The sequence below is a fragment of the Sphingobium sp. AS12 genome (assembly GCF_019097845.1).
Classification (GTDB): domain Bacteria; phylum Pseudomonadota; class Alphaproteobacteria; order Sphingomonadales; family Sphingomonadaceae; genus Sphingobium.
The window spans coordinates 1-24,741 of sequence record NZ_JAHRGM010000020.1 but is presented as its reverse complement, the minus strand read 5'-3'; the positions used below and the strand labels follow the sequence as shown (position 1 = coordinate 24,741).

General features: G+C 61.4%; 24 protein-coding genes. 12 read left to right on the top strand and 12 right to left on the bottom strand.

Annotation, left to right across the window (positions count from 1 at the left end; translation table 11 throughout):
• Positions 1 to 39 precede the first annotated feature (39 nt).
• From KRZ98_RS07735 to KRZ98_RS07715, 5 genes are all read left to right on the top strand, one after another.
• Positions 40 to 1,053 carry a DUF2493 domain-containing protein gene (locus tag KRZ98_RS07735; protein WP_217673065.1) on the top strand — a complete coding sequence of 338 codons (1,014 nt, stop codon included), beginning with the start codon at positions 40 to 42 and terminating at the stop codon, positions 1,051 to 1,053.
• A gap of 65 nt (positions 1,054 to 1,118) precedes the next feature.
• Positions 1,119 to 1,349 carry a DUF6117 family protein gene (locus tag KRZ98_RS07730; RefSeq protein ID WP_217673064.1) on the top strand — a complete coding sequence of 77 codons (231 nt, stop codon included), beginning with the start codon at positions 1,119 to 1,121 and terminating at the stop codon, positions 1,347 to 1,349.
• 158 nt (positions 1,350 to 1,507) lie between these two features.
• A complete protein-coding gene (locus KRZ98_RS07725) occupies positions 1,508 to 1,996 on the top strand; it encodes a DUF6878 family protein (protein WP_217673063.1) in 489 nt (162 codons plus the stop codon).
• 11 nt (positions 1,997 to 2,007) lie between these two features.
• Positions 2,008 to 2,382 carry a hypothetical protein gene (locus tag KRZ98_RS07720; protein ID WP_217673062.1) on the top strand — a complete coding sequence of 125 codons (375 nt, stop codon included), beginning with the start codon at positions 2,008 to 2,010 and terminating at the stop codon, positions 2,380 to 2,382.
• A 371-nt stretch (positions 2,383 to 2,753) separates the two neighbouring features.
• On the top strand, positions 2,754 to 3,752 hold the full coding sequence (locus tag KRZ98_RS07715; RefSeq protein WP_217673061.1) for a DUF2493 domain-containing protein: 999 nt from the start codon (positions 2,754 to 2,756) through the stop codon (positions 3,750 to 3,752).
• Positions 3,753 to 3,830: 78 nt separating this feature from the next.
• Here KRZ98_RS07715 and KRZ98_RS24015 read toward each other — a convergent pair whose 3' ends face one another.
• Complete coding sequence (locus tag KRZ98_RS24015; protein WP_254798193.1) at positions 3,831 to 4,202, bottom strand: hypothetical protein; 372 nt, start codon at positions 4,200 to 4,202, stop codon at positions 3,831 to 3,833.
• Positions 4,203 to 4,690: 488 nt separating this feature from the next.
• Here KRZ98_RS24015 and KRZ98_RS07705 point away from each other — a divergent pair, with 488 nt between their 5' ends.
• The 5 genes from KRZ98_RS07705 to KRZ98_RS07685 all read left to right on the top strand — a co-directional run bounded on the left by KRZ98_RS07705 (position 4,691) and on the right by KRZ98_RS07685 (position 11,878).
• Positions 4,691 to 4,993: a hypothetical protein gene (locus KRZ98_RS07705; protein WP_119749414.1), complete on the top strand. Its 303-nt coding sequence runs from the start codon at positions 4,691 to 4,693 to the stop codon at positions 4,991 to 4,993.
• Positions 4,990 to 7,023, top strand: coding sequence for a type IV secretion system DNA-binding domain-containing protein (locus KRZ98_RS07700; protein ID WP_217673060.1), 2,034 nt, complete (start codon positions 4,990 to 4,992; stop codon positions 7,021 to 7,023). The genes KRZ98_RS07705 and KRZ98_RS07700 overlap by 4 nt, the downstream gene beginning before the upstream one ends.
• Positions 7,020 to 9,983 (top strand): MobF family relaxase, encoded by a 2,964-nt coding sequence (gene mobF / locus KRZ98_RS07695; protein WP_217673059.1) that lies wholly within the window; start codon positions 7,020 to 7,022, stop codon positions 9,981 to 9,983. Before KRZ98_RS07700 ends, mobF begins: the two co-directional genes overlap by 4 nt.
• Entirely contained in the window at positions 9,955 to 10,494 is a 540-nt protein-coding gene (locus tag KRZ98_RS07690; RefSeq protein ID WP_368389800.1) for a lytic transglycosylase domain-containing protein, read from the top strand. The genes mobF and KRZ98_RS07690 overlap by 29 nt, the downstream gene beginning before the upstream one ends.
• A gap of 253 nt (positions 10,495 to 10,747) precedes the next feature.
• Positions 10,748 to 11,878: an integrase gene (locus tag KRZ98_RS07685; protein ID WP_254798198.1), complete on the top strand. Its 1,131-nt coding sequence runs from the start codon at positions 10,748 to 10,750 to the stop codon at positions 11,876 to 11,878.
• A 159-nt stretch (positions 11,879 to 12,037) separates the two neighbouring features.
• On the opposite strand, the gene KRZ98_RS07680 is transcribed toward KRZ98_RS07685, so the two are convergent.
• Complete coding sequence (locus KRZ98_RS07680) at positions 12,038 to 12,319, bottom strand: PepSY domain-containing protein (protein ID WP_051519892.1); 282 nt, start codon at positions 12,317 to 12,319, stop codon at positions 12,038 to 12,040.
• 198 nt (positions 12,320 to 12,517) lie between these two features.
• Between KRZ98_RS07680 and KRZ98_RS07675 the strand changes: the two genes are divergently transcribed.
• The gene (locus tag KRZ98_RS07675) at positions 12,518 to 12,994 is read left to right on the top strand and encodes a rubrerythrin family protein (RefSeq protein WP_254798192.1); all 477 of its coding nucleotides are present in this window, start codon (positions 12,518 to 12,520) and stop codon (positions 12,992 to 12,994) included.
• A 119-nt stretch (positions 12,995 to 13,113) separates the two neighbouring features.
• Here KRZ98_RS07675 and KRZ98_RS07670 read toward each other — a convergent pair whose 3' ends face one another.
• The 10 genes from KRZ98_RS07670 to KRZ98_RS07625 all read right to left on the bottom strand — a co-directional run bounded on the left by KRZ98_RS07670 (position 13,114) and on the right by KRZ98_RS07625 (position 23,391).
• Positions 13,114 to 13,815: a VIT family protein gene (locus tag KRZ98_RS07670; protein WP_217673101.1), complete on the bottom strand. Its 702-nt coding sequence runs from the start codon at positions 13,813 to 13,815 to the stop codon at positions 13,114 to 13,116.
• 123 nt (positions 13,816 to 13,938) lie between these two features.
• Positions 13,939 to 15,264 (bottom strand): sensor histidine kinase KdpD, encoded by a 1,326-nt coding sequence (locus KRZ98_RS07665; protein WP_217673057.1) that lies wholly within the window; start codon positions 15,262 to 15,264, stop codon positions 13,939 to 13,941.
• Positions 15,257 to 15,943, bottom strand: coding sequence for a response regulator transcription factor (locus tag KRZ98_RS07660; protein ID WP_217673056.1), 687 nt, complete (start codon positions 15,941 to 15,943; stop codon positions 15,257 to 15,259). Before KRZ98_RS07660 ends, KRZ98_RS07665 begins: the two co-directional genes overlap by 8 nt.
• The gene (locus tag KRZ98_RS07655; protein ID WP_254798191.1) at positions 15,924 to 16,523 is read right to left on the bottom strand and encodes a cytochrome b/b6 domain-containing protein; all 600 of its coding nucleotides are present in this window, start codon (positions 16,521 to 16,523) and stop codon (positions 15,924 to 15,926) included. The genes KRZ98_RS07660 and KRZ98_RS07655 overlap by 20 nt, the downstream gene beginning before the upstream one ends.
• Complete coding sequence (locus KRZ98_RS07650) at positions 16,523 to 16,807, bottom strand: PepSY domain-containing protein (protein ID WP_217673055.1); 285 nt, start codon at positions 16,805 to 16,807, stop codon at positions 16,523 to 16,525. The genes KRZ98_RS07655 and KRZ98_RS07650 overlap by 1 nt, the downstream gene beginning before the upstream one ends.
• 157 nt (positions 16,808 to 16,964) lie before the next feature.
• Positions 16,965 to 18,206, bottom strand: a complete 1,242-nt coding sequence (locus tag KRZ98_RS07645) for a TolC family protein (RefSeq protein WP_217673054.1) — start codon at positions 18,204 to 18,206, stop codon at positions 16,965 to 16,967.
• Positions 18,203 to 18,502 (bottom strand): DUF3240 family protein, encoded by a 300-nt coding sequence (locus KRZ98_RS07640; protein ID WP_217673053.1) that lies wholly within the window; start codon positions 18,500 to 18,502, stop codon positions 18,203 to 18,205. Before KRZ98_RS07640 ends, KRZ98_RS07645 begins: the two co-directional genes overlap by 4 nt.
• Entirely contained in the window at positions 18,495 to 21,566 is a 3,072-nt protein-coding gene (locus KRZ98_RS07635) for an efflux RND transporter permease subunit (RefSeq protein WP_217673052.1), read from the bottom strand. Before KRZ98_RS07635 ends, KRZ98_RS07640 begins: the two co-directional genes overlap by 8 nt.
• Complete coding sequence (locus KRZ98_RS07630) at positions 21,566 to 22,678, bottom strand: efflux RND transporter periplasmic adaptor subunit (RefSeq protein WP_217673051.1); 1,113 nt, start codon at positions 22,676 to 22,678, stop codon at positions 21,566 to 21,568. The genes KRZ98_RS07635 and KRZ98_RS07630 overlap by 1 nt, the downstream gene beginning before the upstream one ends.
• A 140-nt stretch (positions 22,679 to 22,818) precedes the next feature.
• The gene (locus KRZ98_RS07625) at positions 22,819 to 23,391 is read right to left on the bottom strand and encodes a recombinase family protein (RefSeq protein WP_217673050.1); all 573 of its coding nucleotides are present in this window, start codon (positions 23,389 to 23,391) and stop codon (positions 22,819 to 22,821) included.
• 95 nt (positions 23,392 to 23,486) lie between these two features.
• Between KRZ98_RS07625 and KRZ98_RS07620 the strand changes: the two genes are divergently transcribed.
• Positions 23,487 to 24,741 (top strand): DUF4158 domain-containing protein (locus KRZ98_RS07620; protein ID WP_217673049.1); only part of this gene is annotated, 1,255 nt, incomplete at its 3' end.

Below are 24,741 nucleotides of genomic sequence, written 5' to 3'. Positions count from 1 at the left end.
CCATTTTTTTTTGTCATGCCATCACCCAGGAGACAATCCATGTCCCAGGATAATGCCCGCAGCGTCGACAGCTTTGCTGATCTTAAAACGCTCTATGCCGCCATCACCGCCAGTCCCGATTTTCAGCGGGCCTTTGGTGATCCGATTCCGCTCAGCATCATTGAGCCGGGCGAAAGCGCAGGCGAACATGACATGCCCGAACCGCTTGCTGCGCAGGCCGAATGCGGGGCCGTCATTGCCACCATCTTCGACCTGTTCGCTGGTACGCGGCTCGAACCGCTGGCTGCCGAGATCGCCTGGGGGTTCGTCAACAGCTTCCATTTCGTGGCGTCCAGACTGGAGCGGCGCGAGGACGCGCTGGTCGATGAACTCCGCGACATGCTGCGGCGGCCCGATCTTTCCGAAGTCTTCAACAGCGAACTGGAAGAACGGCAGTTGCTGTGCCAATCGACCACCGAGCAGCGCGAAGCGATAGAATGTATGCGCGACTATGCCGCCCATATGTATAGCGCCCAGTCGGGCTGGCCCTGGTCGCCCTCCCGGGGGACGCGGGCGTCGCCTGCATCCAGCGCCACCCAGATCGCGGTGCAGGATTTCATGCGCGCCCGCGATCTGGCTGCGCGCGAGCGCTATCTGCCCAAAGGCCCGATTGTGGTCGCCTCCGGCCATGCCGACTGGCATGACTGGCAACCGATATGGGACCGGCTCGATCTGGTGCGCAAGCGGGTGCCGCACATGACATTGGTGACAACAGCCCAGCGCAAGGGGTTCGACGCGATCGTCGCGGCCTGGGCCGGTGACCGCGGCGTGCCGCTGGTCGCTTACACCCTGGCGGGGTCCGGTCGCAAAGCCCCGTTCCTGCGCAACCGCAAGATGGTGGAACTGAAACCTGTCGAAGCGGTGCTGGGCGAAGGATCGGGCATTCAGGCCAATCTCTACCAGGCGCTGCGCAAGGCGGGCATTCCAATCCATGCCTTCCGCAAGGCGGATCAGGCCCCGGCCGAGGCCGTGGGCAGGCCTGGCGCTATGCGCCGGCGCAGCGCCGCTGCCTGATCGTCCAATCTACTAAACCGGGGACGGCGCATGAGCGACCGTCCCCTTCTTTTGGGGAGGCCAGTATGGCGATACCAGATCATCACAGCCGTAATTTTCAAACGCTGCTGCGGGCAGCGGAAGACGGCAATCTTGCGCTGATGGAATGTACCGATTCCGCGACGGGCGAACCAAAATATGTTCTGTGCGCGGTTGGACGGGATGGAGAGGCTTATATCATGACGCCTTTCGGGCATCTGTGTGAAGGCGATCCCTACCTCGCCTATGTGCCACCGGGAAATCCTGAAACATTCTGATCGCAGATCTGCGCGCGTGGCGGGCAGGCGTCTAAGGCGAGTGTCGGGGCATTGCTCTTAAGTGAGCGACTGCAAGCTTGCGGCCCCAGGATAGGAGCGGAGGAGGGGGGATGTGGCGCGATGACAGGATCATCGCGTAGCTATGAAGGAGCCTGCGCATGGAAGAAGGATCAGAACGGGGCGATGGGTCTGTGTCGCCTGTAGAGGTAGACGACATCATGGCCAGATGGGCGCGCCGGGAAGCGCAGGAGGCCCAGCTTCTGCCGGTGAACAAGACCAATATTTTCGCAATATTGGCGACTGCTGGCATGGCCATGGTGCTGATCCGTTTCGATGGATCGGGCGATAGTGGCCAGATCGAAGAGATGGAAGCGCGCGATGCACAGGGTATCAGCCTTCCGATAACCGATACGCCGGTGAACATGCTGGTCCTGCCTTGGGGCGAGCATATCCCCAAATCCGAAACGGTCCCGCTGGGCCAGGCCCTGGAAAATATCACCTATCATTTACTGGGTTCAGCCCATCCGGGCTGGGAAAATGGAGACGGGGCCTTTGGTGAATTTACCTTCGATGTTGCCGCAGGAACGATCCGGCTCGACCATTATGACCGCTATACCGCCACGGAAGAATCTACCCACCATTTCTAAAGGAGCGGATCATGGGACATTGCTATCATCATGCGCTTTCGAGCGTACGCAAATGGGGCGGCGAGGCCGAAGATTTCCTGCCTCTCCACCAATGGTTCGACGAGCCGTCCAAACTCATCATCGCCGACTATCGGCACCGGAGCCTGCGCCATCATGCCGAAGGCATTTTCATGGCGGAGCATTTCTTTGGGCCAACGATCACCCTTTCGACGGGCCGCATTGTTCCCGTGCGCCTGATTGCCGAACAGCATGTCATCGAGGATCTGGGACTTATTCCTTCCTTTGCCGACTGGGTTCGCGCCATCAAGCCCGAACCATGGATGGGACGCGCGCAGCCTATCCATAGCTTGGTCGATCCCTTTGCTATCACCGCGGCGGCGGCCTGAACTTTGGCATATTTAGGCGCGATGCCCTGAAGAGTTCGTGTTCAAACGGGGTTTGCTGATGGCGTAATATCGCCAGGTCATCCCAGGACCCATTCCCGAATCAGGGGCATCGAGCCCCAGATTCGGGAGCCTCCTCTCTTCTCTCAACTCTTTTTAGTGTGGCACGGGGTCAGCACCGGCCTCAAGGACGGCGGGGCCCCACCATTTTTTCCGGCGGGTCTGACCTGTGTCTGTCGATCCAGCCTTAGTGGCCGCCAGAAAAAATCGTGACCCCCACCGCCGCTGCGCGGTCGGGCTACGCCCGATCCTTGACCCCGCTGCTCGGAGCCCGTGCCGAAGAGAAAATCTCAAACTGTAAAGAGGAGGTTTTCATGACAAGGATTTTCCGTACCGTCCGTTCCATCCCCGAAATTGCCGACCTGCTGGCGCTCGAAACCGGGCAGGTGTCCGACCGTTTCACCCGGGCTTTTACCGAAACGATCGACGGGTTCCGCATGGGGCATGCCGAGGAGGAGAGCGATGCCGGGATGCCCGATCCCTGGCAGGTGCAGCAGGCGACCGAACTGATGATCTGTACCCTGTTTGACGTCCTGCGAGACACAAGGCTTGAAAGCATGGCTGGGCGGATCGCCTGGGGGATCGTGCACAGCTTCCACAAGGTTGCAGGACAGCTCGATGGCGAGGCTGACAAGGCAGCGCTCAAGGTCCGGGATCTGATCCGCGATGCCGACGGCAGCGAGGTGCTGATGGCGCAGCTGGAGGAAGCGCAAACTATCTGCCAGTCCCTCGACGAAGCGCGCGATGCGGTGGCTTGCATGCGCGACCATGCGGCAGGAAGTTATCATAACGAAACCGGGCGACCCTGGTCTTCATCGCGGGGATCGCTGGTGTCGAGCAAGCGCACAGCCTCGGTGGTTGCCGCCCAGGACTTCCTGGCCGCTCGCAGGGAGAAAAAGGCCGCAAGCCATTCCCCAAAGGGACCGATCGTCATATTCTCCGGTGGGCAAGCCTGGGAGGATCATGACCAGATCACTACGACCCTTGATGCGATACGCCAGCGCATTCCGACAATGGTGCTGGCGACGAGCGCGCAGGACAAGGGATGCGATGCGATCGCGGCATCCTGGGCGGCACGCAGCGGTACACCACTCATTGCGTTCACCCTCAACCGCAAGCTGGGACAAAGGGCCGGGTTCGCGCGCAATGAGCAACTCCTGGCGCTGCAGCCGGTCGAGGCGGTGGTGTGCGAAGGCTCAGGGCTTCAGTCCCATCTGGCACGATTGGTGAGGGCTAAGGGGGTACCGGCGCACTTCTTCAGGCTCGCAGGTCAGCGGGGCGGCGCAGCAGGGCAGCGTCACAGCGCGGCCTGACGGGAAGGGGCCAGGAGGATCGGTTCGGGTTTGCCGGACCGGTCCTCCTTTTTTTACTGTTGGGATATGTCGCCCCGCTCAGGGACCCGCAAGGGGTCCGTCGCGGAGCGATGCGGTGTCGCCCTTGGGGCTACCCCGGCCTCCTGCGCGCGGCTCCGCCGTGCTCGTCGCAGGGACGCCCTGCGGGCGCGGATCGGGTTGTTGGTTATGTGCGATTGTGGCGGGTGGCAGGGCCTTGAGCATAGCGACAGATGCTGCGCCACCCGCGCGGATCGCGTGGGTGAGAATGTCGCGCAATTCGCGTTCGGTCAAAAACTCGATCGGCAGTTCGGAGACGATAGCGGCATATCTGCCGCGCAAAGCGCGGCGGGTCTGGTCGATCTCCTGCGCGACTTTCTTCTGTCGCGCTTCAAGGTCAGCGAGGCGTTCGCGTTCGGTCATTCTGGGCATGGCATCTTCCTGTCAGATGGCCTGCCCGCCACCTTTTTCTTATCGATGGAGTGCATCATGATCGCAATGGAAATGTTGCAGCCGGGGTGCGTTTGCCTGTGGCGCGATGTACCGCGGGCCAGGACAGAAACCCCTGCGGGGAGCCCCGCGCCTTCCGGCACGAGGCAGCGCAGCGGCAAGCGCGCTGCGAAGGAAGGACGCACGGCACGAGGCCGTTTTGTAATGCACCGTACGCACGGGTGCTGCGAACGCGAACCGCCCTAATTTCCGCAGCTTATGTCTGTCACACCGGTCGGACAGTTTGTCACTGATCGTCACACCGGTATGACGCCGGATCAGTCTACCTACGCTAAGTCTTTGTTCGTCCATGTCATCATTTGTCCGACATGGCAGACACTGAACATTTCTCTATGGCATTGAGATCAAGCGACGAATCTGCTATAACAGCTACGCTTCACTATCCGTCGGCGCAGAAACAGGATCTGCGCATGGCCCGAATAACCATTCGTCTCGATGACGCCCTGTTCGACCGACTGGTCGATCAGGCCCATAACAGTGGCAGCACTCCGTCTGCCTATCTTCGTGATATTCTCCACCGCTTTGAGGGGGATGATCCATCGGGCTATCATGCCCGTCTGGATGAGCTGCACGCGACTGCTATTCAAACCCTTGCGATCCTGGCCAAGTCAATCGGCGCGCGCACACCCGACATATTGGCAGCAGGACTGGCTGATGCCCGACGCCTGCTCAAGGAAAGGGGGCTGCTCGATCCCGAGCAGGACCGGCCATGAGCATTTTCCGGCATGATACATTGGGGTCCTGGACGCGTGGCGGCCAGGCGATCGTCCACAATGTCCGCATGACCACGCAGGTCTTCTACCAGACCTTTCTTGCCAGTGTCATCATCTGGATTGGCGGCATCATCTGGTATGCGCTGGAGAAGTCATCCGACTATGAACGCTTCGTTCTGATGAAGCTCGGCCAGGCAATGGTGATGGGGGATACTGTCCCTGGCAACGTCACGCCCATATTGTTCAAGACACCCGCTAGCCGCGAATATTGGACGACGCCCAGAGATATTCTGGAATCCGGCATTGCCCATAAGACGCTTGCCGCTTTCGAAACCTATCTCCTGCACGGGGCGGCGCTTTCGGGTCTATTTGCCCTCGCTATGCTGTTCTGGGCTTGGCTCTATTTTACCCGCATGGGCAGGGGGCTCGGGTCGAACCAGTTCCTGCGCGGCGCGCGCTTTGGAACCGTGCGGCAGATACGCCGGGCGTTGCGCTGGCAGAAGCGCGGCAGCCTCGCCATCGGCGGCGTTCCCGTGCCTCACGCATTCGAGCCAGAACATATCCTCATCTGCGGCGCGCCTGGCACAGGCAAGACCAACCTCATCATCAAGATGCTCGACGGGGTACGCAAGAAGAAGCGCCGTGCTATCGTATATGACACTGCGGGTACGTTTGTGGAGAAATTCTACCGGCCAGGCACCGACATCCTCCTGAACCCGCTCGATGCCCGTGCTGATGCCTGGGCCCCCTGGGTCGATGTGCCGCGCGACTATCATTATGACCAGATTGCGGAATCGACCATCCCCGACAAGACCGGCGATCCCTTCTGGGCGAAAGCGGCGCGCGGCACGCTGGTCGCCGTCATGCGCAAGCTGGCGCGGCAGGAACGGACCCTGGTTTCGATCCTGCTGGACACCCTGCTTCGGTCCAAGCTCAAGGAACTGGCCGCTTTTGCCGCCGGAACCGATGCGTCGGCCTTTATTTCCACCGAAGGGGAACGAACCTCAGCGGGCATCCAGGCGGAACTCGCTTCGGTCATGCGCAGCTTCTCCTATCTGGATGATACAGATGATGGCCTGTCGATCCGCGATTGGGTCGCCAATGAAAAGGATGATAGCTGGCTATTCATTACCGTAAAGGCTGACCAGTTGCCCTCGCTTCGTCCGCTGATAACGGTCTGGCTGGACATCGCGATCAGCGCCATCATGAGCCTGGAGCCGGACCAGGATCGGCGTCTTTACTGTGTGATCGACGAACTGCCATCACTCCAGAAACTGCCCTCGCTCTCCGACTTTCTGGCCCGCGCCCGCAAATATGGCGGATGTGGTATATTGGGGTTTCAAAGCTATCCGCAGCTTGAGGCCACCTATGGTATTCAGGATGCAGCAGCCATCACCGGCTATTGCTCGACCTGGGTAGCGCTGCGCGCCAACGACACCCCGACCGCAAGGCATATTAGCGAAAATCTGGGACAGGTTGAACAGGTCGAAGCCAATGAGGGCATGTCCTACGGCGTCAACGATATGCGCGATGGGGTAAACCTGTCGCGCATGCAAGTGACCCGGCCGCTGGTCATGCATACCGAGGTTACCAATCTTCCCAATCTCGTCGGTTATCTGCGTTTTGGTCGTAGTCTTCCGGTGGTGCGCTTTATCGACAGCTATAATAAGCTGCCCTCAATTGCTCTCGCGTTTGCAGAGCGGACCGCCCCGCCTGTCCGCCTGTCACCGCAGTTGGATGGGGAAGGGGCACCGACAAAAACTGCACCGAAACGCGGGGCCAGGCCGACCCGTCGCAAGACTTCATCGTCATCTCACGCGACCGCCGAAATTCCGCCTGAACAAGAAGAAGCCGGTTTTGGCGGGGTAGATGCGCCCGCACCAAATGCCGTTGTGCCGAGCAGGAATGATGGTGAAAGCCAAGCGCCACCTGTACCACCGCCGTTGGAGCTTTTTGGTAAGCCCGCTGGCTTCCGCCTTTCCCAGCATGCGCGTCATGATGGTGCTCGCAACAGGGCGACGCCGGCATGATCCATCCTCGTCGCTTGAAGGGCACACCGGCCAATCTCACCCGCTATTATACGGTGGGTGATTATTACACCAAAGGTGCCGACGAACATTCGCAATGGGGTGGCGCCATCGCTGCGGAGCTTGGACTGAACGGTAAGGTCGATCCCTCGACCTTCCAGGCTTTGCTCGATGGGAAGGTCGATGAGCAGCAGCTGGGCCGCCGCCGCGGTGAAGGCAAGATCCAGCATCATCCAGGATGGGACTTTGCAGTGAATGCGCCAAAATCGGTGTCGATCATGGCGCTCGTTGCTGGTGACGAACGGGTCATTGCCGCGCATGAAAAAGCGGTGAGCGTGGCGCTGTCTTATCTGGAGGAGCATGCGACGCTGCGTCACCGGGTCGATGGCAACATCACTCACGAAACCACCGGGCGTCTGATCTATGCTCGGTTTACCGAACATGCCTCGCGCGCACTGGACCCCCACCTCCATACCCATGTCGTGATCATGAACATGACCAATCGGGGGGACGGAACGCCGATGTACAGCCTCGAAACCCGGGCGATGTTTTCAGAACAGATGGTTGCAGGGCAGGTTTATCGCAACGATCTGGCGCATCGGGTGAAGGAGCTTGGCTATGGAATCGACTATGATCCGCGCAAGGGACTGTTCGAGATTGCTGACGTTCCGAAAGATCTCATCAAACATATGTCCCAGCGCGCGGAGCAGATCGAGGCGCATGCGCGGGAAAATGGGCTGGCGGGCCAGGCGGCCCGACGCATGTCCTTCTACCAGACGCGCGGTCCCAAGGAAAAACTTGCCCTGGACGCGCTGCACGGCCGTTGGTCAGCACGCCTGGGTGTTCACCAGGATGCTATCGAAGGCGTAAAGGAGGCGGCCGAGCAGAAGGGGGAGCGCCGCCTTGGTATCGAGCCCGCCACTGCTGCGCGCGCCATGCTCTTTGGCCTGCGCCAGGCGGAGGGGCGCGAGGCGGTCAATAATCTGGGCAAGCTGTTGCGTATCGGCCTTGCCTCTCATGTCGGCGAAGTACGGTTGGAAGATATCCGCCCCCTCGCGCGGGCGCATGAAGCCAGAGCAAGGCTGCTTGAAACCCGCCACCCAACTGGCGACGAAATTCATACGCGCGGGCGCACTTCGCGTCGAACCGCGCGGCTTGAACTGGCGCTCTCGGATCAACTCGCGCTCGCGCTCAATGATGCAAAGCCAATCGCAACCGGCGAGAAACTTCAAAATCTGGCTGACGAAAATGGTCTCAACGCCGAGCAGGCTGCGGCGTTGGTGATGATCGGCACGACGGCTGACCGCGTGGTCGGTGTCCATGGCGTTGCGGGCGCGGGCAAATCGACGCTGGTCAGGGTATTGAACGCAGCCGCCGGGCCTGAAACGACCCTGATCGCGCTAGCGCCCACCTCCTCGGCCGCCGCCAATCTGGGTTACAGCGCGGGAATAGAATCGCGGACCGTGGCCAGCCTGATCGCGGGTGGTGGCCGCAATGTCGATGACCGCCATGTCCTGATCCTTGACGAGGCCGGGCAGCTTGGCAACCGCCAGGCGATGCGGGTGCTGGAGATCAGTCGCAAGACCGGCGCGCGCCTGATTCTGCTCGGCGATAATATGCAGACCGGTGCGATCGATCAGGGTAAGCCTTTCTGGCTCATGCAGCGCCTTGGGCTGCCCAAGGCAGAACTGACCGCGTCGGTTCGGCAGGAAACACGCCCTATGAAGGTCGCAGTGACGCAGGCCCGGCTTGAGAATTACGGGACTTCGCTCGCGTCACTCGACAAGGTGGTAAGTGGCGATACCGCCGAAAAGCTGGCACATGCGCTTGTAGGAGAGTGGACGCGCCTTGGTGCCAAGAGCCGCGCCAAGACCAACATATTGGTGCTGGAAAATGCGACCCGTCTTATCCTCAACGGCAAAATCCGCGAAGCTTTGAAGGCCGAAGAAGCGCTCGCCGGGCAAGATACCAGTTTTTCCATTCTGACGCCTTCCGGGATGACGGATCAGGAAAAGCGCTTGCCCCGCTTCTACAGGCGCGGGCAGATCGTGCTTTTCTCGCGCGACAATATTGGTCTTGGTGTTACCCAGGACAGGGAATATCGGGTTGCTGGGATTACCAAGGACGGGAAAGGGCGACACCGGGTCCGCCTTTCCGATGAAAACGACCGCACGATACTGTGGGATCCACGTCTGGGTCGGACGTCAAGGGTCAATATCTTCAATGAGGAGCAGCGCTATCTGGCCAAGGGCGATCGGATCCAGTGGCGTCTGGTCGATCATGCGCTCGGTATCCGAAATGCTGACCGGGGGACCATAGAAAAGCTCACAGGTCGAACCGCGACGATATTATGGGATCGCGACGGCAAACGTCAGGAAATTGACCTCACACGATACAAGAACTGGGACCACGGCTATGCGGAAACAGTCTATTCCGCACAGTCAAAAACCTATGATCGTGTCTATGTGCTCGCTCCGGTAGGTTCGTCGCTGGTCACTGGTAAGAATTATTACACGGCCATCACCCGCGCGCGCTTTGGAGTGAAGCTTTGGACGGAGAATATGGATCGCCTGATCGAAAAGCTTGAACGCAATTCTGGTACCAAGACGTCTGCGCTCGAAGGGCTCGGTCGGCTCGACAAGGACAGCGTGAAGGGCAGGGCAGTCAGACATGGGCAACGCTGGGACGAGTTGCGGTTGCTACAGCAGTCGGATCGAGAAGCGCGCAAAATGCGGGCATTTGATGAGCGAGAGCGGCGATCACAGTCGCCGCCTGATAGTCTGGCGGCGGGTCTTGCCAGCCGCGCGCAGTCGGTTGCGCAAATGCTCGATGGGTGGCTGACGTCATTGCTTGGCAAGTCCGACGATCAACATCGGCAGAGTATCGATCAAGCAGCATCACGAAAATCTGATGTCAATACGCCACCCCAATCGCGTGAACATCGAGGTGGTCATGATCGTTAAATGGGCAACCAGCGTTTGCCGTATTGGGGTCGCGTTGCTCGCAATGTTGCTGCTGACGCAAACTGCGCCCGCACAAGCCAAATCAATACTCTTTGCTTCGCACGAAGCGAAGATCGGACAATGTATTCGGCAGGCAGCGGCGGGACACGAATGGCTCGAAAGGACGCTGTGGGGACTGCGCGATCAGGAAGGTGGGTGGATTGGTGCCGAGATTTTGAACACAGACGGCAGCTATGATTTGGGACCGATGCAGGTCAATAGTTGGTGGGTGGGACGGATTTCCAAAATCCTCCGCCATAGCGGGTCGGATGTGCGCCGTTGGTTGATCCACGATGCCTGTTTCAATGTGCGGGCCGCGCGGTGGATATTTCTATCTGGGCTCACTGTGACGGGTAATTATTGGCAGGCTGTTGGCGCCTACCATAGTCCGAAAAAGCTGCGTCAGCAGCGCTATCGGGCGAATGTCGCGGGAAAATTGATTAAAAGATTTGGTTCAGATTTGTTCGAATGACAATATGCCAAGTTGCAAGTAAATCGGAGAGCGAACTGCTATAATAATTTGGAAATCGGACAAAATAACTCTAATATGGATACTCGATAATTGTAGTTATCACATAAGCGGAATTGACGCCTCTTTATAAGGTGGGCTACGCATCACGCCGATGGATCACCGGGCGCCCCTCGACGATAATGCCCTGATTGCAGGAGAAACTACGCCAGCGCCGCCGGCTCCGGTTGATGATCTCTGCTGGGCGGTGGTGAAGATGCACGCGGTCGAGCGCATTGTTGTCAACGAACCGCTGATCGCCGCGTACCAAGCGGCATCCTCGCCGCACAGCATCCGCGCGCTCAAGTCCGACCTCGAGGCATTCGACCTCTGGTGCCGGCGGCACAGCTGTGTCGCCCTCCCGGCATCGCCTGAAATCGTGGCGGACTATCTTGATGCGCGCGCGGAGAAGGGGAGCAAGCCAGCGTCGCTTGGCCGCTACAAGGCGTCGATCGCCAAGATCCACCTGCTGCTTGACCTCAAGGACCCGACATCGGCACCCCTGGTGAAACTTCGGTTCGCAGCGGTGCGACGGGAGAAGGGCACGGCGCAGAAGCAGGCGCGACCTTTGCGGTTCAAGGGCCCCGTGCGCGACGTCGAGCGCGACAAGGCGCGGGGGCTCAACATCCGCGCGCTGCTCGAGAGTTGTGGGGACGACCTACCAGGGCTGCGCGACCGCGCCTTGCTGTCGGCTGCCTATGACACCGGCCTCCGCGCCTCTGAGCTGGTCGCGGTCACGGTCGAGCATATCGAGGAGGCCATCGATCCCGAGGCGCGGCTGCTGCAGATTTTGCGCCACAAGGGAGATCAGGACGGGGAGGGGGCAACCGCGTATCTCAGCCCGCGCACTGTCGCGGCGATCGCGGCCTGGACCGACGCGGCCGGGATCACGGCGGGGCCGCTGTTCCGACGGGTGCAGGTGCGGCGCTACAAGGAACGCCCCGCCGTGCGGGGTCGGTCGATCGACAGCATCTCGGGGCGAGAAACCTGGGATCTGCGCAAGACGCTCTCCAAACCGGCGGTGAAGGCGCGCGTCGAATATGACATCGGCAGCGTGGCGCTGCACTCCGGGTCGATCGGGCCGATCTTCCGGTCGATCATCCGGCGCGCGTTCGATCTCGGCGCGCTGCCCGATCTCACGGCCGAGGATCTGGCTCGGCTGCTGAAGGGAATCAGCGCGCACTCGACGCGGATCGGCCTAAACCAGGACCTGTTCGCCAGTGGCGAGGATCTCGCTGGAATCATGGACGCATTGCGCTGGAAAAGTCCGCGCATGCCGCTTGCCTACAATCGCAATTTGGCTGCGGAACACGGGGCTGCTGGACGACTAATGGCGAAGATCGGATAGGATTGGATTGGAATCGTCTGGCACGGTCACCGCGATTGATATGACCATCGGCACGGCCTTAATTTTGAACTCGGAGCGGGCCGATATTTCGTCTCTCCTGACGCGAATTTTGCCCACGACGGGAGAGACGGTGATCGGGAGGGGCGATTCCCCCTGTAATCAATCTACGTTGTTCTGGACGATCGCGCCCGTTGCCGGGTTGAAATAGACCTCAGCGCGTTTGCCGTCCTTGGTGTGAGCATAGATTTCATAGCAGCTTCCGGACACCTGGAAGACCTTGATGTCGCGGTAGCCCATCCGGGCGATCTTGGCCTTCATCTGAGGCTGCGTTAGCCATTTTCCGTGCGGCACCTTGGTGCAGACAGGTGCTGCAAACGCCAACGAGCTAGCAGAAAAGGCGAATACGGTGAGAATGAGCTTGGGCAAAGTGGAACGCTTCATGTGCAATCCTTGATCGTTTGTTGCGGGCAACGCACCCGGTCTGATCGATTTCGCGCTCGCCGCTGATGAAAGGCTGACAGGCGAAAGAAATAGAGTTCGAACGCGCTGGGAGATTTTCGAGACAGCGTCAGGGGTGTGTCAGGAACTTGGGCGAGATTCCGATTGTCGCCGCTCTTGGCGCAACCCGGAGTTTACATCATGAACCGAATGCTGCTTTTGGCGACGACCTGCATGGCTGCCTTCCTGTCCACCGGTGCCATGGCCGCACCCTCCTCGCCGAAGCCGCTTTCGCCCCGGACGCGTGCCAATCTCGAGGCGGCGATGCACGGCGAAGACTATGCAAACCTTAAATATCTTCGTTACGCCGACCAAGCCGCCGCCGCCGGGAAGCCAACGCTCGCCAAGTTGTTCCGCGAATCCGCGAACATCGAAGCCAACGAGCATTTCGATCGTGAAGCCCAGGCGTTGCCGCTGGGTAGTGGGACCGACGTGAACCTCGAAGACGGGATGGCCGGCGAGCATTATGAGAATGCCACTATGTATGTCGACTTCGCCGATCAGGCAGAGGCCGACGGCGACGTAAAGGTTGCAGCGATGTTTCGTCAGATCGCGGTCGACGAAGGCACGCACTACGAAGCTTACAGGCTTGCGCTGGCCAAAATCACCAATAAGTGACCCCAGCGCACGGTGTCGGCCAGCCGCCCCCGCTGACCGACACCGATCGTTTCGATTGGGCAACCGATCAGGGGGTGGGGATCGGGGCGACCGCGCGCGACGTCGATGCCCTCAGGGCGTTAAACGGCCGTCCCGACAAGCATGCCGATCCCGGCGGTGAGCGCCATAGCGAGCGCCCCCCAAAACGTAACGCGCACCGTTGCCTTCCAGATCGGAGCACCCCCTGCATTGGCACCGACCGAGCCCAGCAAGGCAAGAAACAGCAACGAGGCCGCGGCTTCGATCACCACGAGCCGACTTCCCGGAGCGAAGATCACAATCGCCAGCGGCAGTGCGGCACCGGCCGTGAAGGTTGCAGCGGAGGTCAGCGCGGCCTGAATCGGACGGGCCGTGGTCATTTCCGAAATGCCAAGCTCATCATGGGCATGGACGGCAAGCGCGTCCTTCGCCATCAGCTGCCGGGCGACGGACTCTGCAGTTGCTGGATCGACACCTCGCTTCACGTAAATCCCTGCGAGTTCGTCGACCTCCGCCTCAGCATTTCCCGCCAATTCTTTGCGTTCGCGATCAAGGTCAGCATGCTCGGTATCCGACTGCGAACTGACCGAGACATATTCGCCCGCTGCCATCGACATGGCACCAGCAACGAGGCCCGCTGCGCCTGCGACAAGTATGTCCGCCGGCTTTGCGGCGGCCGCGGCGACGCCGATTATGAGGCTCGCGGTTGAAACAATCCCGTCATTTGCGCCAAGCACGGCGGCGCGTAACCAGCCGATGCGAGACACCAAGTGTCGTTCGGAATGCCGGTGAAGCCGTGTCATGATCATGTTAGCCTTTCGCAGCGTTGCTGGTCGTTCAGGCAGACATGCAAGCCTAAAACATGAGCCAACTCTGCCTCTATTTTCTGACCAAATCCTGACACGGCCCCGTGCGGGGTTGCATTGTCACGATGGAGATTGAAGCCTTATCCGAAAGAGAGTTCCTCCACCGGGTGGATCTTCAACATCGATCTTTCCCCCGTGGGCCTCGACGAGCCGTTTGACGATGCCCAGGCCAAGGCCTGCGCCGTCGCTCGCGCAGCGATCGCCGCGCCAGAATCGTTCGAATATGTGCTCGCGGTCCGCCGCCGAGATGCCCTTGCCATAATCGCGCACCGAAAACTGGGGACCGGGACCGGCAACGATCTCGATGGGACTGCCGCCACTCGTGTGCGCCAGGGCATTGTCGATGAGGTTTCGAATGACCCGAAAGATCGCCTCGTCATGGCCGAGGGCTACCGTATCGCCCGCCTGTTCGAAGCGCAGCTCACGATCCTGTTCGAAAGCTTTGGGTGCGAGCGCGGTGACAACCGCTCGCGCGGTATCGGCAAGGTCTACCGTGTGCGCCTCATCGATCATGAGGGCGTCGGCCTGGGCCAGGTCGAGCATCTGGCCTACCAGCCGGGTCATATAGAGATTGTCGCGCGAGAGTTCTTCGCGATCGCGGCTCTCCGGCAAGCGATCGATACCAAGCTGCATGATTGCGAGCGGGGTCCGCAGTTCATGCGCCGCGTTCGCGGTAAAGGTGCGCAAGATGGCGATGGCACCCTCCAATCGCCCAAGCGCCCGATTGACGGCGCAGACAAGCGTGTGAACCTCGCGGGGGGCTATCGGCTCATAGAGCCGGGCTGCCATATTGTCGGGATCGAGACCGTCGACCTCCTTCTCGGCCTGGCGCAATGGGTCGAGGACACGACGAACGGCAAAAATGTTGAACGTGAGCATAAGCAGGGAGAGGGGAACGAGCGGCAGCACCGCATGCTGCAGGATTTCGGCCCAGATAACCGGCACGTAGGGCCTGAGACCTTCCCCTTCGAATTGCATGAAAAGCCAGCGTTGCTGGCCATTCTGCACGATCGTGCGAACCCCGGAGATGCGATGGCCGGTGCTCGTCCGCTCCCGTTGCGTCCAGTCTACCAGAGCAGCCCGGGCGTGGGTCATTGCATGGTCGGGATCGTGCACCATTGGCTGATTCAGATAACGGACCTGCCAATGGGTCGATCCTGGAAGCCCCTCATGAACATCGGCGGTGTCCGGACTGGCCGCAAGGCGGCTCGCCTCCAGACTGAGGAGCTCCTGCGCCAGTGATTCAGGCTGTCGACTGTAGGTGATGACGACAATGGCGATGTTCAGTACCGCAAAAACGACAGTCAATATCGCCAGCCGAACGGCGATCTGGCGGAACAGGCTCGGTCCCGTTCCTATCGGCGCGGATGTGGCAGCATTATCCATTAGCGAGGCGCGGAGCGAACAAAGCGTAACCTACGCCGTGAACAGTTTTAATCTGAACATCTGCCTCGGCCGCTAAAAGGCGCTTCCGCAGGCGCGATACCGTGGCCTCCAGCGCATTGGGCGTAACCTCCGCATCCATGGAGTATAATGCGCTCTCGAGTCCCGTCTTAGCGACGACATGACCTGATCGACGCAGGAGCTGTTCCAATAAAGCAACCTCGCGTGGGGTTGCATCGATTACCGTTCCGGCGACGCACACCGATCGTTCCGAAGGATCCAGGGTAATGTTGCCGGCGGTTAGCACCGTATCGATTGAGCTGCCGGGCCGCCGCAAGAGCGCTCGGCACCGAGCGGCAAGTTCTGGAATTTGGAACGGTTTCACCAAGTAATCATCCGCGCCGGCATCCAGACCTGCAACGCGATCGTCGAGACCACCCCGCGCCGTCAAGACCATGATAGGTATCGAATTGCGACGACGGCGCATGGCTCGGATTAGGTCGAGACCGTCGCCATCGGGAAGGCCGAGATCGACGAGCAGCAGATCGTAATGGGAGACCTGTTGGGCATGTTCAGCGCCTTCGATAGAATCATACCAGTCTACGGCGAACCCTAACCTGTCCAACCCGTCACGGACAAGTTCCGCTAGCCGCGCATTATCCTCAACTAATAATATGCGCATGATCGACGTCCGTTCCGCTTGCCGCTCTTTTCTTGCCCGTTACCATCGACCATGGCAGATTTTCGCGGTGACGAAAGCTTTCCACGATGGCCGCAGCAACGTGGAGGAAGGCCGCCGCAATGATCAGGTTGGCAATGGTCTCATGTGCTTCCTCAACCCAGGCAACGCCCCAGAAACGGTCGGTGCCCATCATCCAGCCAGTCAGTCCCATCATGGCGATCAGCGCCATCAGCGCCAGCATCATGACGGCCCCTGCCGGGTTGTGGCTTATATGACGCTGCTCCCGGCGATGGATCAGCGCCTTGAGATATCCGATCAGACGCCGTGGTCCGGGGACAAAATCGATGAAGCGGGCGTGCTTGCTTCCAACGAAGCCCCAGGCGAGCCGGACCACAAGGGCCACGACCATCGTATATCCAAGATAGATGTGAAGATTCTCGACATGCCGCAGGACCGTCAGATTTGCAATGACCCCAAACGCCACGGTCCAGTGAAAAATGCGGACCAATGGGTCCCAGACCCTTATCATCTTGGGGAATTGTGCGTGTGCGCTTGTAGGGGAGGGTGCGATCATGGTCATCACCCGATGTCATTCTGGACGATCGCACCCGTCAATGGGTTGAAATAGACCTCGGCGCGGCGACCATCGCGGGTGCGGGCATACACTTCGTAACAGCTTCCGGACACCTGGAAGAGTTTTACCTTCTGGTATCCCATCCGCGTAATCCGCTCGCGCATCTGTGCTTGCGACATCCAGCGCGCCTGCGGCTGCGCCGTACAAACGGGGGCCGCCGATGCCACCGTCGTGGCCATGAGCGCTGCGCTCGCGCCGAGGATCTTCAACAGGTTCGAGCCGCCGCTCATGGCATTTATCCTACATCTGGATGCTGTCGATCAGCCCCTATTTGAACGATGCACCGGATCGCTGACCAAAAGCTGACAGGATCCGCATATTCTGGGATTGGCCATCGGGGCAGCTGACCAAGCTGTCCGAAGTTACCGGACGGTTCATAGGCACTGTTCAGCTATCGCCAGGCGTGACCCAAATGCTGTGCGAATCGATTTGCAATTTCGTGATGGCCCGCACCGCTTCGCCGCGCGCTTCGATCTCGGCGCGCTGTGCATCATGCGCCTGCCGACGCGCGTACAGCATGTCAGAAAGATCGACGGCTCCGAGCAATTGACCCCGCTGTGTTCTGGCGGCTGCCGCTAGGCTGCTGTCTGCGGCGTCGGCCATGCCACGCCACACGTCCATGCGTGTGCGAGCGTTCGAAAGGTCGGCATCGGCTGTCGCTTCGACCATGCGTTGGACGTTGGACAGATCGAACCGCGCGGCATTGGCTTCTGCGCTTGCCTGATCGGCAGCTGCCCTGCGATATCCGCCGCCCAGAGGTATGGAGGCAACAAGACCTGCGCCGCGTTCCATGCCGCTGCGCTCGCTAAACAGCCGGACGCCGAAAGTGGGGTCGGCGATGCGATCTGCACGGACGCGTTGCGACACAATGCCAAGCCGCTGCGCCTCGCGGTCCGCGGCACGAAGCTCATGACTGCGTTCGATAACCAACGCTCGCATAGTCGCCAGCGGTTGGGCTGGGAGTTCGGGCGCGCCCAGGACGGGTGGTTCGACAGGCAGGGGCAGGTCGGGGAAGGTCGCGGCCAACATGGCCCGTGCCTGCTCCCGACTAGCGAGCGATCCCGCGGCTTGTCCGCGCGCCTGCGCCAGGGCAGCGTTCGCCTGGTCGATGTCGAGATCGGCCGCATCGCGCAGCTGGCGCCGTCGGCGCACCGCCTGAACCGACGTTTCCAGCACGCTCACCGTTCCCATGTCGTTGCGATGTAGAGCGGCCGCAGTCAGCCAGTCATACCATAGCGCGGACAGCGTCAGCGCGGCCTGGTGACGGACATCCTCAGCGCGGTTTTCGGCGACTTCAATGCCCAGCGCGCCTGCCTTTCGATCGAGCGCGGCCTTACCCGGCAGGCGGAATGCGCGCCCGATCGTAGTATCGAACTCATCATAACCACCTTCGCGATCCACCGTCCGGCGGATGTAGCTGCCGGTCACCGTCACCTCATGCGGGCCACGACGGAGCATATCATCCTGCGCTTTGGCCGCGCCAACGCGCTCACCAGCGGCCGAAACTGTCGGGTGATTGTCGAGGATTGCGATCACCTGCGCCTCCGGCGGCAGGTCTGCGCGCTGCGCGAACGCGGCGACAGGGGTCAGGCAGGTAAAGGCGGCCAGAGCTAGGGTGATGGCTTTCATACTATTCTTCCTCGCGCCATGACGGGTGTCTGATACCAGCGCACCGGAGACCGGCGTTTCGCCTTGCCAATGGCCTCCAAAATGGCATCGATTGCGGTAGCAAGCTCGACCAGTTCGATGGCGGAGCGCTTCAGTGTGGCGGTGACCTGTTCCGAAGTCTTGGCATCGCCAAAGTCGCGGCCATGCACGGTCTCTGCACGAACATGCAGAGGTGCCCGGCTGGTCGTGCGGATTGCCTCGATCAGGCCTTCCGTATCCCCGGCTGCGCAGTGTATGGTGAGCAGAACGTCAGTCATTTGCAGCCTCCTCACGGCTTTCGCCAAAGCGCTCGAACAGGATCGGCAGGAGGACCAGCGTCAACAAGGTGGAGGTGATCAGCCCGCCGATCACCACAATCGCGAGCGGTTTCTGGATCTCGGAGCCGGGACCACTCGCGAACAGCAGCGGCACCAAACCGAAGGCAGTGATGCTGGCCGTCATCAGAACGGGTCGAAGCCGGCGTTCGGCGCCCAGTCGCACCGCGTCGGCAAGACTCGACCCTTCCTCCCGCAATTGTCGGAAATAGGCGACGAGCACGAGGCCGTTGAGGACGGCAATACCAAGCAATGCGATGAAGCCAACCGAGGCGGGGACCGAGAGATATTCGCCCGATGCCCAGAGCGACACGAGGCCGCCGACCATCGCAAAGGGAATGTTGAGCAAGATGATGACGGAGGCACGCAGCGACCGCAGCGTCGCCAGCAGGACGAAGAAGATCAGCAGCAGGGCGATGGGAATCACCAGCATCAGCCGCGCGGATGCACGCTGCTGGTTCTCGAACTGGCCGCCCCACACCACATGGTAACCCGCAGGCAGTATGATCTTTGCCGCCACGGCCGCCTTGGCCTCATCGACATAGCCCACCAGATCGCGGCCTGAAACGAAGGCCTGCACCAGGGCGAAGCGGGAGCCATTCTCATGGTCGAGCTTCACGGGTCCCTGGGTGCGCTCGACCTGCGCCATGTCGCTGACCCGCGCCAGCGTGCCGTCGGGCGTGCGCAGTTGCAGGTCGGCAAAGCGGGCGGGATCGGCGCGGAGGCTTTCATCGCCGCGGATCAGGATCGGAATGCGCTTCTGGCCTTCCGCTACGATACCGGCATGAACGCCTTCGACCTGCGCGCGCAGCATGTCCTGCATCTCGGCCACCGGCATGCCGAACCGTCCGGCTGCGGCGCGATCGATGTTGAGTTGCAGATAGTCGACCCGATCGTTGGCCACGGTCATGACTTCTGACGCGCCGCGCACGCCAGACAGGGTCCGCTGCACTCGGCCTGCGAGATCGGAAAGCGTGGCGCTGTCCGGGCCGAAGATCTTGACCGCGAGATCACCCCGCGCGCCGGTCAGCATTTCCGAAACCCGCATCTCGATCGGCTGGGTGAAGCTGGGCTGGATGCCGGGCATGCCGGCCAGCGCCTTGCGCATCTCGGCGAGGACGAAGTCCTTGTCGCCGCGCCATTCTGATCGTGGTTTCAAGCGCACGAAGCTGTCGGTTTCATTCGGACCCATCGGATCGAGTCCAATTTCATCCGATCCGACGCGGGCGATTACGTCCTGCACCTCGGGCACCGTAAGCAGCGCGCGCTGCACGGCCTTGTCGTTTTCGACCGACTGGGCGAGATTGATCGAAGGCAGCTTGGTCAACTGGACGATGACCGACCCTTCATCCATCGTTGGCATAAAAGCCTTGCCCACCGCGCCATAAGCGACAGCGGCAATGACCAGGCCCGCCGCGGATAGTGAATAGACCAGTCGCTTGCGTTGGAACGCTGCCGTGAGCAGTGCATGGTAGCGGGGTGCGAGCTTGCGCATGATCCACGGCTCGCCGTGATGGCCGCTTTTGAGGCCGAATGAGGCAAGCACCGGCACGAGCGTCAGGGCAAGCAGCAATGAGCCGGCCAGCGCGAACACGATGGTCAGCGCGACAGGCGCGAACAGCTTGCCCTCCAGGCCTTGCAGCGCGAGCAGGGGCAGGAAAACAAGGGCAATGATGATTATGCCCGCCGATACCGGCACGACGACATCGCTCGTCGCGCGAAAGATCAGGTTCAGGCGCGGATGGCCTGCCTCCTGTTCATGTCCCAGCCGCTCGACGATATTTTCCACGACGACGACCGCGCCGTCGACCAGCATACCGATGGCGATCGCCAGACCGCCAAGGCTCATCAGATTGGCCGACAGACCCATGCCTTGCATGAAGAGGAAGGTGATGAGCGCTGCCATGGGCAATGTCACTGCGACAATCGCCGCTGCCCGCCAGTCACCCAGAAACAGGATCAGGAGGACGATGACCAGGATCGTGGCTTCGAGCAGCGCTTCCTCGACCGTCCCGACCGCGTGGCTGATGAGGTCTGACCGGTCATAGAATACGTCGATATGCGTGCCTGCGGGCAGGCCTTTCTCAACCTCGGCCAAGCGCGCACGCACGCCATCGACGACCTGCCGGGCATCGGCGCCGCGCAGCGCGATGACCAACCCTTCGACCGCTTCATCCCGGCCATTCTTGCTGACCGCGCCATAGCGGGTGAGGCTGCCGCTGCTTATCGTCGCCACGTCGGAAAGGCGAACGATGCGCCCGTCGCGGCTGGCGATCACAAGCGCCTGCAAATCCTCGACCGACTGGATCGCGCCGACGGCACGGATTATGAGCGATTCCTCGCCTGATGTCAGGCGCCCGGCACCGTCATTGCGGTCGCCGCTTTCGATGGCGGTGCGCAGGTCCGTGATCGACAGCTTCGCGCTGGCCAGCGCAATCGGGTCGGGACGCACTTCGAAGGTGCGGACAAAACCGCCCAGTGAATTGACGTCGGCGACGCCGGGTACAGTGCGCAGCGCAGGCCGGATCGTCCAGTCCAGCAGTTCGCGCTTCTGCTGGAGCGTCTGCGGCCCCTCGATCGTGAACATATAGACGTCGGACAGCGGCGTTGAGATGGGTGCGAGGCCACCGCTAACCGATGCTGGCATATCGCCCAAAACGCCGGTCAGTCGCTCCGACACTTGCTGGCGTGCCCAGTAGATGTCTGTGCCATCGACGAAATCGATCGTGATGTCGGCAATCGCATATTTGGCGGTTGAACGTAGGATCGCCTGTTTGGGGATGCCCAGCATCTCCATCTCGATCGGCGCGATGACGCGGCTCTCAACCTCTTCAGGCGTCATGCCGGGCGCCTTGAGGATCAGCTTGACCTGGGTCTGCGCGATATTGGGATAGGCATCGACCGGCAGCGTGACAAAGGCCCATGCGCCGAGACCGGCCACGACGATGGACAGGGCGATGACCAACAGGCGATAGGAAAGTGCCTGCGCGACGAGGGACCGCAGCATCAGCGTGCCTGCGCCAGCGCCTTGAGCGCGCTCGTGCCGGCGGTGACGACGCGCTCGCCAGGGCGGATGCCGGAGAGCAGCAGGGTCATGCCGCCACTCGAACCCCCGGCCACGACTTTACGGGGCGCAAAGCCGCTCGCAGTTGAGACGAACACAATATCTTGGCCGTCGAGCTTTGTGACGGCCGAGAATGGAACATCGACAGCCCCGGCCGGGGCAGGTCCAAAGACCGAGATGCTGGTCGCGCGGCCAGCGATGACGGGAGAACCTGGCGGCAAAGTCGCCTTCAACATTGCCGATCGGGTTGCGGGATCTACCGTCGTGCCAACGGCCGTCACCACGCCGCGTAAGGCGCCGAGGCGAATCGACAGGCCGGGACGGATCGTCCCCACCAGCCGCTCGGGAAGCTGTGCCTCCACTTCATAGCGGTCGACGGCATCGATGACATAAGGCGCGGTGGTGCCATCGACGGGACTGCCAGCCTGGATGGTCGCGCCGGTTACCCGGCCTGCGATCGGGGCAACCAGTGTGTAGGTGCCGCTGCCGCCATGTCCGTTGACCAACCGCAGGATGCGCGATTTTTCGGCGACATCCGCACGCGCTTCCATGGCCAGGGCGCGCGCCTCGTCGGCACGGGCGCCAGCGATGATTCCCTCGCGGTCAAGCTGGGAGAGGCGACCGGCGTTAGACTGGGCCACACCCAGTCGCGCGCCCGCACGCGTCAGATCGCCGCTCAGGCTCAGGACATCGGGGCTCGAGATTACCGCCAATGCCTGACCCCGGCGCACGCTGTCGCCTTCTACGACCATCGTTCGCATTACGACGCCGGGGAGGGATGCCGCGACGGCGACCCGTGCGCCTGGCGGTGGCGCAATCATCGCGGGGAGATCGGCAAGGGGTACCTCGGTAGCCGATAGAGCGGCCTGCACCTGGATACCCAATTGCCGTGCCTGTGCTGCCGGGACGGCCAGGATAGTCTGACCCTTTTGCGTCGAAGCGGCGCGGGGTGGCGGGGCATCAGGTGGCGCAGGCGTGTGATTCAGCCAGAAAAGCCCGCTCACAAGAGCAACTGCTAAAGCGCCGCCAACGGCATATGTCTGTCGTCTATCCATGACTCCCGGCTAGCCGGGAGTTCTGACGAAGACCTGACAGTCGATCCCGCCAACGCTCCTCCCGAAGTTTACGGTATCAGAGGTCATCGCATCAGATGTTATCTGAATTACCCTAAGTACGAACGGATGGCGAACACCGCTCAGGGGGCAGTGCGCCGGACGCCAGCGAGCGCCATTTCCCGATAAACGGTAGCACGGCCAAGGCCGAGCTGGCGCGCAGCATGGGTTGGCGACATTCCCTCCACGACCAGGTTGAGGGCGGCTTTCGCCTTTTCAGGGTCCAACGGCGGGCGGCCCGGTAACTTGCCCTTGGCCCGCGCCGCGGCGATACCGTCCTTCGTCCGCTCGGCGATCAGCCGCCGCTCAAAATGCGCGATCGAGCCGAAGACGTGGAACACAAGTTCGCCTGCCGCCGACGAGGTGTCGAGCTTCTCCTCGAGGCTAAGCAGCGCGATGCCGCGCTCCTTCAGGGCTGTCACGACGGTCAATAGTTCGCCGAGCGAACGACCGAGTCGGTCAAGGCGGACGACCGCCAGCGTGTCGCCGGCGCGCGCGTACGCGAGCAGTTCGGCCAATCCGGGTCGGTCCATCGACTTGCCCGATCGCACGTCGGTAAACACCTTGATCGCACCCGCCTGTTCGAGACGCATCGTCTGCCCGGCGACATCCTGGTCGCCGGTACTCACGCGCGCGTAGCCCAATATGCCGCTCAACCACCGTCTCCCAAACGTCCGGTCTAGGGACGTCGACGCCGAGGCTGCGCGACACCACCCAAAACCGTCCAGAGACTACGTCTCATTAAGACCGTATGTCCACGATTATTTTCACCCTTTTGTGGACGGATTTCACCATGGCACGACGCGACCTCCTCACTGATGCCGAACGGCGTGCGCTGTTCGGCGTGCCCGAGACCCGCGAGGATCTCGCGCGGCACTATATGTTGTCGCCGCGCGACCTCGTTTCCGTCGTGGCCAAGCGTGGCGACACAAACCGGCTCGGCTTCGCGGTGCAGTTTGCGCTGCTTCGCCATCCCGGGTTCGGCTTCACGCTCGAGGAGGGCGCGCCCGAACACCTTGTCGCCTTTATGGGTGAACAGATTGGCGTCTTCGCTTCGGCGTTCGACCGCTACGCGGCACGCCCCGCCACCGCGTCTGTTCACGTACGCGACGCCGAGGCGGCGCTCGGATTGCGACAGCCGACCAATGCCGACCTGCCTTTGCTGATCGAGGCCGGGGCCAAAGCAGCATGGTCGACCGATCGCGGGGTGCCCATTGTGATCGGTATCACCGAAGCGCTTCGGGCGTCGTGTATCACGCTGCCATCGCCGTCGGTGATCGAGCGTGCCGGAATCGCCGGTCGCGCCCGCGCGCGACTGCGTGCCTACGACGCCCTGCTCGTTGGTGTATCCGCCGACAGCCTGGCCAAGCTCGATGCTGTGCTGGTCGTCGATCCGCAGACCGGGCTGACGCCGCTCGCCTGGCTGCGCGAGATTACCACCGCCCCGACGCCGGACAATGTGCGCGGGTTGCTTGACCGACTGGCGCGCGTGCGCGACATCGGGCTGCCCGTCGCGATCGGCGACGCGATCCATCCCGATCGGCTTCGCCAGCTCGTCCGCGAGGGTCGTGCCTCCTCTGCGCAGCTTATCAGTCGCTATACACCGTCGCGTCGGCGCGCTACGCTTGCGGCGATGATCCTCGACCAGGAGGCAAAACTGATCGACGCCGCGCTCGACATGGCCGATCGCATTATCGGCGGCAGCTTTACGCGCGGCAACAACAAGCAAAAGAAAAGCTACGCGGCAACCACGCGCGATGTCGGACGCATCATGCGGCTGTTCGATCGCATGGTCGCTGCGCTGGAGGAAGCACAGGAAAGCGGGATTGATGGCTTCGTCGCGGTCGATGCAGCAGTGGGCTGGGACAAGCTGCTCCGCGCACGCGGCGAAGCCCGCACCATCGCCAGTCTTGCGGGCGAGAACCCCTTGCTGCGGGCGGCGGACCAGTGGAGCCGGCTGCGCAAATTGACGCCGCTGCTTCTCGAAGCCATCGATTTCAAGGCTG